The following is a 12,207-nucleotide window of genomic DNA, read 5'->3' as shown; positions in this document are numbered from 1 at the left end:
GCTAAACCAGCCCGCCGTTCACGTGGATCACCTGGCCGGTGACGTAGGAGGCGTCGCGCGACAGCAGGAAGCCGATCGCCGCGGCCACCTCGTCCGGGGTGCCCAGCCGCCCCATGGGAATGCCGCCGGTGATCGCGTCGCGCTGCTCGCGGCTCAGGGTCGCGGAGATCGCGGAACTGGTGCCGGGATCCTTCCGGATGAATCCGGGGGCGACCGCATTGACGGTCACGCCGTCGGCTGCCAGTTCGAAGGCGAGCGCCCGCACATGGGTCTCCAGCGCCGCCTTGGCGGCGGCGGTCGTCGGGAAGGTCAGGACGCCGGGACGGAACACATGCGGGCCGAAGGCCGACACCGCGACCAGTCGGCCGGCGGGCGAGGCCTTCAGATGCGGGGCGGCGGCCTGGGCGAGGGCCACGAAGCTGCGGGCGATGCCGTCATGCGCCTGCACGACCTTGTCCAGGTCGGCCCCGAGCAGCGGCGCGCGGTCGGCCCAGCCCGCATTGGCGACGGCGCCGTCGAGCCCGCCGAACGCCTCGACGGCGCGCGCCACCAGCGCGGCCGGCAGCCCCGGGTCGGCGAGATCGCCTGTGAGCGTCTCGGCCCTCCCGCCGGCGGCGCGCACGGCGTCGGCCGCGGCGGCCAGGCCGTCGAGGTTGCGGCGGGTGTGCAGCAGCACCTGCAGGCCGGGGCCGGCGAGACGGCGCGCCAGGGCGGCGCCGATGCCGGTGGCGGCACCGGTGACGAGCAGTCGGAAGGGCGTGGTGTCGGTCATGGCGCGATCATCGCGGGGTCCGGGGCCGGGCGCCAGAAGGAAGTGGCGGATTTCGGCCGATCGCCGATCACGCTCCGGTCAGTTTTTCCCAGACCTTGCCCTGATAGCCGGCATTGAACAGGTCGGGATGCAGGATCTCGGCCAGGATCTCGACCGAGGAGACCAGCCGCGGTCCCGGCCGGTTGAAATAGCCGTTGCCGTCGACCGCCCAGATCTTCTCCTGTCGCGCCGCGCGGCTGCGCGCGATCGAGGGACGCGCGACGAAGTCGCGGCCCTCGGAGACGGCGCGTGACAGGTCGAATCCGCACGGCATCAGGATCATGACGTCGGGCGCCGAGTCGACGATCTTGGCGAGGGTGGTCCTGGCGGCGTGAGCGCCGCTCTCGGCCAGGACCGGCCTGCCACCGGCGGCGTTGACCATGTCCGGGATCCAGTTTCCGGCGATCATCGGCGGATCCAGCCACTCGATACAGGCGACCCGCGGCCGCTCCTGAGCGCCTCCGAGGCGTTCGTAGATGATGCCGACCCGCTCGCGCGCGTGCTCCGACAGCTCGCGTCCGGCCCAGCCCAGGTCGAGGGCGTCGCCGACGGTGGCGAAGCTGCCCCACACTCCCGCCAGGGTCGACGGCGCCAGCGAGACCACTCGTGGCTTGCCGCCGATCCATTCGGCCAGCGCGTCGGCCAGGTCCTGCTCGGTGACCGCGCAGGCTTCGCACTGGTGCTGGGTCAGGATGATGTCGGGCCGCGCGGCGCGAAGCTTCTCGGCGTCGACCTCGAACACCGACAGGGCGGCGCCGATCAGCTTGGAGACGTCGCGGTGGATGGCCCGCGACGGCTTCGCCGGGTCGATCCGGGGGCGGGTGAGCGCCGGCACCGCGGCGACCTCGGGGGGAAAGTCGCATTCGTGGCTGCGGCCGACCAGCCGGTCCGCCACCCCGAGGGCGGCGACGATCTCGGTCGCGCTCGGCAGCAGCGACACGATCCGGGGGGCTTTCGCGGTCATGGTCTGTACCCCTGGAGCGTGCCGACTTCGGTCACGAAGCCTGGACCCCGGCGGCCTGCTCGCGCCGTTCGCGATGGATCAGCCAGAGGTTGCGGGCGTAGATGAACAGCCCGGTTCCCTGGCCGAGGATGAACACCGGGTCCTGCCGCCACAGCGCATAGACGAACAGGGTCGCCCCGCCGGCCAGCGAGAAGTACCAGAACGCGATGGGAATCACGCTCTTGCGGCTGATCTCGCTCTTCAGCCACTGGACCAGGAAGCGCATGGTGAACATGGCCTGACCGGCGAATCCGACGATCAACATGATCGCCTCCTCGACCGACAGGTTGCGGAACATATCCACGGTCACTCACTCCACCTCGTGGACGTCGAGGCCGCGCGGGGCGCGGCGGATCAGCCATATCACGCCGATCAGGTCGGGGATACCGACCAGGGCGCGGCCGAGATTGTTGTACTTCGAGCGGCCGCTTTCGCGCGCCCGGTGGTTCACCGGCACCACCTCGACGGTCGCTCCCTCGCGCTGGGCGAGCGCCGGCAGATAGCGGTGCATGTGGTCGAAATACGGCATCCGCAGGAACAGGTCCCGCTCGTACAGCTTCAGCGAGCAGCCGGTGTCCGGGTTGTCGTCGCCCAGCAGCGCCCGACGGATGGCGTTGGCGACCACCGAGGCGCGGCGCTTGGCCCAGCTGTCGCGGCGGTTGACCCGGTGGCCGGTGACCATGACCCGGCGTCGGCCGGCGGCGTCGGCGTCCTGCCAGACCTTCAGCAGCCTGGGGATGTCGGCCGGGTCGTTCTGGCGGTCGCCGTCCAGGGTGGCGACCAGCCGGCCGCGGGCCGCGGTCACGCCGCTGCGCAGCCCGGCGCTCTGCCCGGCCCGGCGCGAGTGCCGGACCACCCGCAGCTCCGGCATCCCGGCGCGCAGCTCGTCCAGCACCGCGGCGGTGCGGTCGGTCGAGCCGTCGTCGACATAGACGATCTCGTAGCCGCCGAACGGGGCGCAGACCGGCGCCAGCGCGGCGCGGATCTCGGCGACCAGCGGGGCGACGTTGTCCTGCTCGTTCAGGACCGGGACGACGACCGACAGCAGCGGGCTGCGGGGTGAAGTCTCGGCCGGCGAAATCGGGCGGTCCGGCACGGGGCGTCGGCTCATGGTTGGGGAGTTGCGGCCCCTGATACCGCCGGGAGGGGCGCCGGTTCAAGAAAGAAGGCGACCGACCCCCGGTCAGGCCGCCTCGGTCGGGACCTCGGGGGCCGACACGCAGGGCCGCCCCGGCGACACACCGTCGGCGGTGATCCCCAGGGCCGCCAGGTCGCCGGGCACGCCGCGGCCGGTCGCCAGGCCGGCCGCCAGCCGGGCCGCGGCGGCCGCCGCCATGACGCCGTTGCCGCCCTGTCCGGCCAGCCAGACGAAGCCCTCCGCCGCCGGGTCCGGGCCGATTACCGGCTCGTGGTCGGGCGCGAAGGTGCGCAGCCCGCCCCAGCGGTGCCGGATCGCGCGAACCTCCAGGCTGGTGAAGGCCTGGATGCGGTCGACCGCGATCGCCACCTCCAGCTCGTCGGCCTGGGCATCGCACGGCTCGCACGCCGCCATGTCGACCGGCGACACCATCACGCGGCCGGCCTCCGGCTTGAAGTAGAAGGTCTCGGCCACGTCGAAGGTCATCGGCCAGTGCCGGATGTCGGTGCCGGCCGGCGGGTCGAAGGTCGCCGCGCTGCGCCGGAACGGCACCACCTCGCGCGGGCCGATCCCGGCCAGCGCCGCCACATCGCGGGCCCAGCCGCCGGCGGCATTGACGATCACCGGCGCCTCGAACGTGCCGCCGGCGGTAACCGCCATCCAGGTCCCGGCACGGCGCGACAGCCGCCCGACCCGGGCGTCGGTGTGCAGCCGCCCGCCGCGCGCCCGCAGCCCGCGGCCGTAGCCGGTCATCAGCGCGTCGGTGTCGATGTCCAGGCAGTCGCGCTCGAACAGGGCCAGCGCGAACCGCTCGGTCCGCAGCACCGGGCACAGCCGGGTGGCGTCGCCGGCCGGCATCAGCTCGACCGCGGCGCCGCGCCCGGCCATCCCGGCGGCCTGTTCCCGCAGCGCCTCCTGCTCGTGCTCCATCGCCAGGAACAGGGCGCCGCGCGGGCCGACCAGCGGAACCGGCGCGAACCCCTCGGGCGGCCGCTCCAGGAACGCCCGGGAGGCGGTGACCAGCCGGCTCCAAAGGGCCGGGCCGTAGTTCTCCGACAGCACCGCGGCCGACCGCCCGGTGGCGTGGTAGCCGGGCGCGCTCTCGGCCTCCAGCACCGCCACCGAACCCTCGGCCGCCAGTTCGTAGGCGACCGACAGCCCGGCGATGCCGCCGCCGACGACGATGAAGTCCACGGCCGTCGCGGTCATGGGCGGACCTGCCCGGCCGGTCCCGGGGCGCCGTCGTCCAGCAGGGCGGCGATCGGCACGGCGTCGCGCACGACGATGCTCTTGATGACGATGTAGCTGAAGTATTTGTCGACCCCGATGCGGCGCTCCAGGATGTCCTCCATGGTCTCCTGGTAGCGCAGCACGCTGCGGGTCGTGAACTTCAGCAGGTAGTCGTAGCCGCCGCTGACCAGGTGGCATTCCAGCAGGGTGTCGTAGCGCCGGATCTCGGCCTCGAACCGCACGAAGTCCTCCAGCCGGTGGTCGGCCAGGGTGACCTCGGTAAACACCGTGATGTGCTCGGCCAGCTTCGCCAGGTTCAGCCGGGCGTGGCTGCCGGCGATGTAGCCGGCCTTCTTCAGCCGCTTGACCCGTGCCAGGCAAGGGCTCGGCGACAGCCCGACCGCCTCGGCCAGCGCCAGGTTGGTGCGGTCGCTGTCGCGCTGCAGCTCGGCCAGGATCCGGATGTCCAGGCGGTCGAGCTTCGGGACCCCGCGCATCCGACGTGCTCCCCCTTCGGCGCGCCGGTCAGCCCCTGAGGGCTTCCTGGTGGGCCTTGGCCAGGTCGGCCATGCTGTTGAAGCGGAAGTCGTATTTCGGCATCTCGCCGGGGTTCATGGTGGCGCCGAAGCCCTCCTGGTCGAACCGGCGGTAGATCCAGCACGACGTCAGCCCGTGGCGGTTGGCCGGGCCGTGGTCGTGGAACATGCTCTCGGCGGTGTGCAGGATCTCGTGTTTCGCGATGCCGAGCGACCCGAGCTTGTCGACCATGTAGTCGAAATTGCGGGTGGACGGCTTGTAGGAGCCGATGTCCTCGGCGGTGTAGACGGCGTCGAACGCGACCTGCAGCCGGGCGTTGCTGGCCGCGAAGCTCTCGTTGTCGACGTTCGACAGGATGACCAGCTTGTAGTGCTTCTTCAGGTACTGCAGGGCGCCGGCGGAATCGTGGAACGCCGGCCAGTCCTTCACCGAGCGTCCGTAGGCCTGGCACTCGGCCCAGTCGACCGACACCCCCCATTCCTCGGCCAGCCGGCGGTACACGGTGGCCAGCAGGTCGCGGTAGTTCTTGGCCGGGGTCTGCAACTGCTGCGACGATTCGTGGCGGGCGTGCGCCTCGAGGATCTGGTCGCGGGTCAGGCTCTTGCCGACCTTCGCGGTCAGCGGCTTCAGCCCCTCGACCATGCCGGATTCCCAGTCGATCAGGGTGCCGTAGCAGTCGAAGGTCAGGGCCTTGAAGTCGGTGAGTTTCATGGTCCGAGGTCCTCGGGTTCCGGAGTCGCGTCCACTGTCGCCCGGCACCGGTCGATCGGCCGACCGTCCCCTGGCTCGGCGCAGCATGCCGCAGACGGCCCGGTGGGGGGCATCGAAATTCGCCAGCGGACAGCATAATCTGCCGTGTATGCCGGATTATCGGCAGAATCTGCCGCGCTCCCTAGGAGCCGTCGCCCAGCCGCTTGGTCAGCACGACCTGGGCGTGGCCGGCCGGATAGCCCTCGATCGCGGCCAGTCGGCGGTAGCCGTGCTGCTCGTAGAACCCGGGCGCCTGGAAGCTGTGCGACGTCAGCACGATCTGCCGGCAGCCGCGCCTGACGGCCTCGCGCTCGGCTGCCTGCAGCAGGCGGGTCCCCAGGCCGGCGCCGCGGTGCGACTCGGCGATCCACAGCACCTTGATCTCGCAGCAGCCGCCCCAGCTATGGCCGTGCAGGCCGGCATAGGGCGTGCCGTCGGGGCCGCGCAGCAGGATCGCCAGCAGCCGGCCGTCGTCGATCCCGGTCGCCTCGACATTGAAGGCGTGGATGGCGTCGTCGAGCGCGGCGATGTCGGCCGGCGACGGGTCGTCGGTCACGGGGAGGTCGGGGTCGGGGACCGGGGGCTCGGTGTCGATCATGGCCACAGCCTAGTGCCGGTTGCCGGTACCGGAGAAGCCGGCGTCGCATCGTCGCAGGCCGCCGCTCCGTTGACGCGGCCGCCGCGGCACCCTATCCGGATGCCCAGGGAGGAGCCATGGACCTGCGCCTGGAAGCCATCAGCCACCGCTACGATGCCCTGGCGGTGCTGGACGGCGTCGACCTGACGGCGCGCGACGGCGAGATCCTGGCGATCATCGGGCCGTCGGGCTGCGGCAAGTCGACCCTGCTGCAGATCGCCGGCGGGCTGATCCTGCCGACCTCGGGCCGGGTCACCGCGGCCGGGGCCGCCCCGGCGGGCTGCCTCAACCCGATCACCTACGTGTTCCAGGACTTCGCCCTGCTGCCCTGGCGGACCGTGGCCGGCAACGTGGCGCTGGCGCTCGAGCACCATCCTCTGTCGCGGGCCGAGCGCGGCGAGCGGGTGGCGGCGGCGCTGGCACGGCTCGGCCTCGCCGAGTTCGCCGACGCCCTGCCGCGCCAGCTGTCGGGCGGCATGCGCCAGCGTGTCGGGATCGCCCGCGCCCTGGTGGTCGACCCGGCGGTGCTGCTGCTGGACGAGCCGATGTCGGCGCTCGATGCCCAGACCCGCGAGCTGCTGATCGAGGACTTCCTCGGGGTCTGGCTGCAGAACCGCACCACCGCGCTCTACGTCACCCACAACCTGGCCGAGGCGCTGCGGCTGGCCGACCGGGTGGCGGTGTTCTCGCGCCGGCCGGGGCGGCTGACCGAGCTGGTGGCGGTGGCGGTGCCGCAGGCCGAGCGCTCGGGCGAGGCGGCGCGGCTGGAGATCGCCCGCATCCAGGACCGGCTGTGGGAGCTGATCCGCGCCGAGGCCAGCGCCGCCGACCGGGAGATGGCCGATGCCTGAGGATGGGACCACGGCGTCGCCGGCCCGCCGGCCGGTCCCGTTCCGCGGCGGCGGCTTCATCGTGCGGCCGCAGCGTATCGTCGGCAGTGTCGGCCTGATCGCCCTGGTGGCGCTCTGGCAGCTCGGCTCGACCCGCGGCTGGATCAGCCCGCTGATGGCGCCGGCCCCGTCCGAGGTGATCGCCGCCCTGGTGGTGATCGCCCAGGACGGCACGCTGGCCACCCACCTGCTGGCCTCGCTCGGCCGGATCGGCGGTGGCTGGGCGCTCGGCACGCTGGCCGGGCTGGCGGCCGGGCTCGCCATGGGGATCTTCTCGCTGGCCCGCGCGGTCGGCCTGCCGGTGGTGTCGGCGCTGTTCCCGATCCCGAAGATCGCGCTGCTGCCGCTGCTGATCCTGTGGTTCGGCATCGGCGAGCCGTCGAAGGTCGCGACCATCGCGCTGGGCACATTCTTCCCGACCGTCATCGCCACCTTCAGCGGGGTCGACGGGGTGCCGCGCTCGCTGATCCGCATGGCGCAGTCCTTCGGGGTGCCGCCGGCCCGGATCGTGTGGAGCATCGTGCTGCCGGGCGCGCTGCCGGGGATCCTGGCCGGTTTCCGGATCACCGCCTCGATCGCCCTGATCCTGGTGGTGGCGGCCGAGATGATCGGCGCCGAGTACGGCATCGGCGCCTTCATCCTGCAGGCCGGCAACCTGATGCGCACCGACCAGCTGCTGGCCGGCGTGGTGGTGCTGTCGATCCTCGGCCTGCTGGTCGCCGGCACCCTGTCCTGGGCCGAGCGGGTGCTGCTGCGCTGGCGCTGAGGGGGCGGAAACGAAACGAGGGGAGCCGGAGCCCCCCTCGATCGCGTGCGGCGGCGGGACCCCCTCCTACCTGCCGGTCCGCCACGTCGGATACACCGCCTGGGGCGTCCAGAAGGTGTCGCAGGACGACGCCGCGGCCATTCCGTCGACGGTGTGCTGGAAGGTCGTCGAGTATGGCGGCAGCCTGACCTGACCGTCGGAGCCGTCCGCTGCCGGATAGAGCGCGAGCGGGATCTGCCCGGGCGCGGCGTCCCCCGGCAGGGTCGAGGTCGTCGCGAAGTTCGCCCAGGCCGATGTCATCGACGTGATCGTCCAAGGCGTCGCGCCGCTGCCCTCAGCGCTGAAGTGTCCGAAGGTTGAGAACACCGCCGGCAGTTCGTAGCCGTGGCATACCGACTGGTAGGTCTGCCCGTTGCCGTTGTTGCAGAGCTTGCCGGGGAACACGGCGCTGTTCGCGACCGGCGAGCCGGAGAACAGGTACATCCCGACCTGGTTTGGCGTGGTGTTCTGTTTCGCGATGCTGCGGGCGACCTCGACGTTGCCGCAGCGGAACACGAGATCGGTCCCGACCCGCCCGAACGCGGTCGGTCCGGTATAGGCGGCGTCCGGCAGGATCGAGTCCGTGGCGGCCACGAAGCCGCTGGTCCCGGTCGTGCCGGTCGGGCAATTCAGGAGACCGCCGTCGCCGGGCGCGCCGGCCGACATCCCGGTCTTGTCGACGCTGATGTCGAGTCCGCAGTAGGGTTGGACGTCCGCGTCGGAGACAGGCGCCGGCAGCGGCCGATGCAGGTCTGACAGTGCCGGGTTGGCCTTCCCGTTCGAAGACCGCGCGTCGGACAGCAGCGCGTTCATCGCGGTGCTGTAGAGGGCGGTGATCGCAAGCGGCTGGCCGATCATGCCGATGAACAGGTCGGCCTCGTCCCGGTTGGTCCCCATGAGGACCGGTACCGGATTGGCCCGCGGCCCTGTCCCGCCGGTGCCCTGGTAGAAGCCCTGCTCCAGCGGCTGGCCGGGGAACAGGACGTTCGCCTCGTCGCCCACGAACGGTGTCCAGGGCAGCAGCGCGAACCACCGCTTGCCACCGCCGGCAGCCGCCATGTCCGTGATCGTCGGCAGCAGCGCGAGCTGGGCGTCGGCGATCACCGCCGCCGGGACGTCGTAGACCCCGCCGGTGCTCGCCGTCAGTTTCGCGAAGCCCTTGGCATAGTCGAAATGCAGGGCCCCGCTCGGCTGCCGGCCGGCATAGTCGCAGTTCTTGAGCACCGTCTCGTCGCCGGCGACCTTCTCGTAGGCGTCGTGGACGAACCTGCAGGACTCGGCGTTGACCTCGCCGAGGATCAGCTTGTCGTCCTTGGTCCGGTAGTCGTTCTGGCGATAGGGCAGGCCAATAGGGTTGCTCTCCATGATCGCCCGGTGGAACAGGCTGCCGCCGCCGGCGGTGTTGAAGATGTGCAGCCCGACCGACATCGCCCCGGCGCTCTCGCCGAACACCGTCACGTTCCCGGGGTCGCCGCCGAACTGGCGGATGTTGGCCTGTACCCACTCCAGCGCCTTGCGCTGGTCGAGGATCCCGTAATTGCCGTAGGACTTGACTGGCGAGTCTTCGGCGTCGTGGTACAGGAAGCCGAGCGCGCCCAGGCGGTAGTTGAGGGTGACGACGACCAGGCCCTTGCCGCCGTTGGCAAGCGGCGTCTTGCTCTGCTGCCGTTCCGCCGCCTTGATCAGGCCGACGCCGCTGTACAGCGCCTGGTCGGGGTTGAAGATCACCTCGGGCCTGGACGGGTCGGTCCCTCCGACGATGATGGCACCGTCTCCGCCGGAGCCCTCGATGAACGCGCCGCCGTGAATGAACACCATCACCGGCGCGGCGCTGGCATCGCCCGACTTGTAGATGTTGAGGAACAGGCAGTCGTCGTCGCCGATCGGCACGCCTTCCCGGGTCTCCTTGTCCGATTTCGCCCGTTGGAAGTCGCCCGTGTGCTTCTGCGGGCACACGGTCTTGAAGCTCAGGGCATCGACGATCTGGTCGTTGCCGCCGGTATTGTCGTACCGGCTGGCCGGCTCCAGGTCGGGCAGGGCGAACTCCGGCGGTTGCCAGCGCGCGGCCCGGGCGTAGCGCATGCCGAGATAGGCCTTGATCGGCTGGGCCGACGGCTGATCCCCGTCCTGCTGCGGATAGTAGCCGCACACCGGCATCGACGTCGGCGCCGGATCGCCGGCCTTGCGCCCGGCGGCCGGCGGGCCATCGAAGAAGTCGATCCGGTCGACGAAACTGCAGGTCGGCGTTTCGGTCGCCCCCTTCGCGAAGGCATCGCTCGAGCCGGCGAGCGCGGCCAGCCCGAGCAGCGTGGTCAGGACAAGTCCCTTCATTGCATCTCCCCCCTTCGTCGTGGTGACGGACGTTGTTCGCCATAAGATTGCATGAGGGGATGCTCGCTCGAAGCGGTAACTTATGACAAATTGTTGCAATCTATGCGGTGCCGGCGAGCTTGCCCGGCGCGCTTACCCGGCGCACGCGCTGGTGATCGCATGACGGTATCCAGGCGGCTGGCGGCGGCATTGCCGGAGTCCCATATCCAGCGATGTCGCTTGGAGGCAGAGGATGACCGACGGACCCCCGATCCCGGCCGACCGGGCCAAGCTGGTGGCGGCCAAGACCGCATGGGCGCGCGACCGTCGGGCGCCGGCGGCCCGCCCGAGCGACCCCGAATCGCGGCGGCTGCCGCCCGGCCAGCACCGGGTGCGCGACTGGCCGGTGCTCGACCTCGGCACCCACCCGAACCTGAACCCGAAGGACTGGCGGCTGTCGGTCGAGGGGCTGGTGGCCGCGCCGACGGTGTTGTCGCTGGCCGACCTGGAATCGATCCCGCCCTTCGAGGTGACCGCCGACATCCACTGCGTCACCGCCTGGTCGCGGCTGGACAACCGCTGGCGCGGGGTGTCGACCCGCGACCTGATCGCCGAAGTGCGGCCACGCGACGACGCCCGGTTCGTGATCGTGAAGAGCCATGACGGCTACACCACCAACCTGTCGGTCGACTGGCTGTACGAGCCCGACACGCTGATCGCGACCCATTGGGAGGGCAGGCCGCTGACCCGCGAGCACGGCGGGCCGGTCCGGCTGGTGGTGCCGGCCCTGTATTTCTGGAAGAGTGCGAAGTGGATCCGCTCGATCCGGTTCGTGGCGCAGGACGTAAAGGGTTTCTGGGAGGCGCGTGGCTATCACGGCGTCGGTGACCCGTGGAAGGAACAGCGCTATGGGTAGCATTCTGCGCGCGGGCCTGCTGGCCGTGCTGACGCTGTTGGGAGGCTGGACCATGACCGCGAGGGACGCCGCGGCCGAGACGGCCTGGGACTTCACCTTCACCTCGATCGACGGCGAGGCGATGCCGCTGTCGGCCTACCGGGGCAAGGCGCTGCTGGTGGTCAACACCGCCTCGCGCTGCGGCTTCACCCCGCAATACGAGGGGCTGCAGGCGCTGTGGCAGCGCTACCGCGACCGCGGGCTGGTGGTGATCGGCGTGCCGTCGAACGACTTCGGCGGCCAGGAGCCGGGCAGCGCCGCCCAGATCAAGAGCTTCTGCGAGACCAACTTCGCGGTCGACTTCCCGATGACCGACAAGAACCAGGTGGTCGGCGCCGAGGCCCATCCGTTCTACCGCTGGGCCGCCGCCACGCTCGGTGCCGGCGAGGCGCCGCGCTGGAACTTCCACAAATACCTGGTCGCGCCCGACGGCCGGCTCGCCGCCGCCATCCCGACCCGGGCCGAGCCGACCTCGGAGACCGTGACTTCCGCCGTGGAGAAGGTGCTTCCCCGATGACACGCCCCGCCGCCGCCGCGCTTGCGGCCGTGCTGATGCTGCTTGCCGTGCCGGCCCAGGCGATGGCGCCCACGCCCTCCACCGACGAAGCCGGCGACAAGGCCGGGATGTCCGACTACGCCAAGGCCGAGGCGCTGATCGACGAGGAGCGCTACGCCGAGGCGGTGCCGCTTCTGCAGGCGGTGGTCAAGCGCCAGCCCAAGAACGCCGACGGCTGGAGCCAGCTCGGGTTCGCGTCGCGCAAGGCGGGCAACTGGAAGGACGGCGAGGGCTACTACGCCAAGGCCCTGGCGCTCGACCCGAACCACCAGGAGGCGATGGAGTATCTCGGCGAGCTGTACCTGGAGACCGGCCGGCCGAAGGAGGCCCAGGCCCTGCTGGCGAAACTGGTGAAGCTGTGCCCGGACGGCTGCGAGGCCCGCTCCGAGCTCGAGGAGGCGATCGAGACCCACGCCCGGAAGAAGAAGTAAGGCCGGGGAATCGCGAATTCGAGGCGCATTTATCGGGCGTTTGCGATTCCTGGTTGCGTATCGGCGGGCGATGCAACCATACTGCCGGCAAGGGAACAGGGGTGACGTCCTCCGGGGAACGGGGGCGTCCAGAATAGTCAGTCCGATCTTCGCC

14 protein-coding genes are annotated in these 12,207 nt (G+C 71.0%); 5 read left to right on the top strand and 9 right to left on the bottom strand.

The window, feature by feature from the left end:
* Position 1: 1 nt before the first annotated feature.
* The 8 genes from RIC31_RS06005 to RIC31_RS05970 form a co-directional block, all read right to left on the bottom strand.
* Positions 2–772: an SDR family NAD(P)-dependent oxidoreductase gene (locus RIC31_RS06005; RefSeq protein WP_350104228.1), complete on the bottom strand. Its 771-nt coding sequence runs from the start codon at positions 770–772 to the stop codon at positions 2–4.
* Between the two features lie 67 nt (positions 773–839).
* The gene (locus RIC31_RS06000) at positions 840–1,775 is read right to left on the bottom strand and encodes an ABC transporter substrate-binding protein (protein ID WP_350104226.1); all 936 of its coding nucleotides are present in this window, start codon (positions 1,773–1,775) and stop codon (positions 840–842) included.
* 31 nt (positions 1,776–1,806) lie between these two features.
* Positions 1,807–2,124, bottom strand: coding sequence for a lipid-A-disaccharide synthase N-terminal domain-containing protein (locus RIC31_RS05995; protein WP_350104224.1), 318 nt, complete (start codon positions 2,122–2,124; stop codon positions 1,807–1,809).
* Positions 2,125–2,925 carry a glycosyltransferase family 2 protein gene (locus tag RIC31_RS05990; protein WP_350104222.1) on the bottom strand — a complete coding sequence of 267 codons (801 nt, stop codon included), beginning with the start codon at positions 2,923–2,925 and terminating at the stop codon, positions 2,125–2,127.
* Between the two features lie 72 nt (positions 2,926–2,997).
* Positions 2,998–4,161, bottom strand: a complete 1,164-nt coding sequence (locus RIC31_RS05985; protein WP_350104220.1) for an NAD(P)/FAD-dependent oxidoreductase — start codon at positions 4,159–4,161, stop codon at positions 2,998–3,000.
* On the bottom strand, positions 4,158–4,679 hold the full coding sequence (locus RIC31_RS05980) for an Lrp/AsnC family transcriptional regulator (protein WP_350104218.1): 522 nt from the start codon (positions 4,677–4,679) through the stop codon (positions 4,158–4,160). Before RIC31_RS05980 ends, RIC31_RS05985 begins: the two co-directional genes overlap by 4 nt.
* Before the next feature lie 28 nt (positions 4,680–4,707).
* Positions 4,708–5,430 carry a haloacid dehalogenase type II gene (locus RIC31_RS05975; protein ID WP_350104215.1) on the bottom strand — a complete coding sequence of 241 codons (723 nt, stop codon included), beginning with the start codon at positions 5,428–5,430 and terminating at the stop codon, positions 4,708–4,710.
* 181 nt (positions 5,431–5,611) lie between these two features.
* The gene (locus RIC31_RS05970) at positions 5,612–6,067 is read right to left on the bottom strand and encodes a GNAT family N-acetyltransferase (RefSeq protein WP_350104212.1); all 456 of its coding nucleotides are present in this window, start codon (positions 6,065–6,067) and stop codon (positions 5,612–5,614) included.
* 116 nt (positions 6,068–6,183) lie between these two features.
* On the opposite strand from RIC31_RS05970, the gene RIC31_RS05965 reads away from it, so the two are divergent.
* Complete coding sequence (locus RIC31_RS05965; RefSeq protein ID WP_350104210.1) at positions 6,184–6,957, top strand: ABC transporter ATP-binding protein; 774 nt, start codon at positions 6,184–6,186, stop codon at positions 6,955–6,957.
* The gene (locus RIC31_RS05960) at positions 6,950–7,762 is read left to right on the top strand and encodes an ABC transporter permease (RefSeq protein WP_350104209.1); all 813 of its coding nucleotides are present in this window, start codon (positions 6,950–6,952) and stop codon (positions 7,760–7,762) included. The genes RIC31_RS05965 and RIC31_RS05960 overlap by 8 nt, the downstream gene beginning before the upstream one ends.
* A 66-nt stretch (positions 7,763–7,828) precedes the next feature.
* On the opposite strand, the gene RIC31_RS05955 is transcribed toward RIC31_RS05960, so the two are convergent.
* Positions 7,829–10,132, bottom strand: coding sequence for a carboxylesterase family protein (locus tag RIC31_RS05955; protein ID WP_350104208.1), 2,304 nt, complete (start codon positions 10,130–10,132; stop codon positions 7,829–7,831).
* A 232-nt stretch (positions 10,133–10,364) separates the two neighbouring features.
* On the opposite strand from RIC31_RS05955, the gene RIC31_RS05950 reads away from it, so the two are divergent.
* The 3 genes from RIC31_RS05950 to RIC31_RS05940 are packed head-to-tail and all read left to right on the top strand — an operon-like array spanning position 10,365 to position 12,053.
* Positions 10,365–11,027 carry a sulfite oxidase-like oxidoreductase gene (locus tag RIC31_RS05950; RefSeq protein ID WP_350104206.1) on the top strand — a complete coding sequence of 221 codons (663 nt, stop codon included), beginning with the start codon at positions 10,365–10,367 and terminating at the stop codon, positions 11,025–11,027.
* Entirely contained in the window at positions 11,020–11,583 is a 564-nt protein-coding gene (locus tag RIC31_RS05945; RefSeq protein ID WP_350104203.1) for a glutathione peroxidase, read from the top strand. The genes RIC31_RS05950 and RIC31_RS05945 overlap by 8 nt, the downstream gene beginning before the upstream one ends.
* Positions 11,580–12,053 carry a tetratricopeptide repeat protein gene (locus tag RIC31_RS05940; RefSeq protein ID WP_350104201.1) on the top strand — a complete coding sequence of 158 codons (474 nt, stop codon included), beginning with the start codon at positions 11,580–11,582 and terminating at the stop codon, positions 12,051–12,053. Before RIC31_RS05945 ends, RIC31_RS05940 begins: the two co-directional genes overlap by 4 nt.
* Positions 12,054–12,207: the final 154 nt, after the last annotated feature.

Source organism: Thalassobaculum sp. (genome assembly GCF_040219615.1).
GTDB lineage: Bacteria > Pseudomonadota > Alphaproteobacteria > Thalassobaculales > Thalassobaculaceae > Thalassobaculum_A.
The sequence above is the reverse complement of the archived record's forward strand: the minus strand, read 5'-3'. Positions and strand labels throughout refer to the sequence as shown.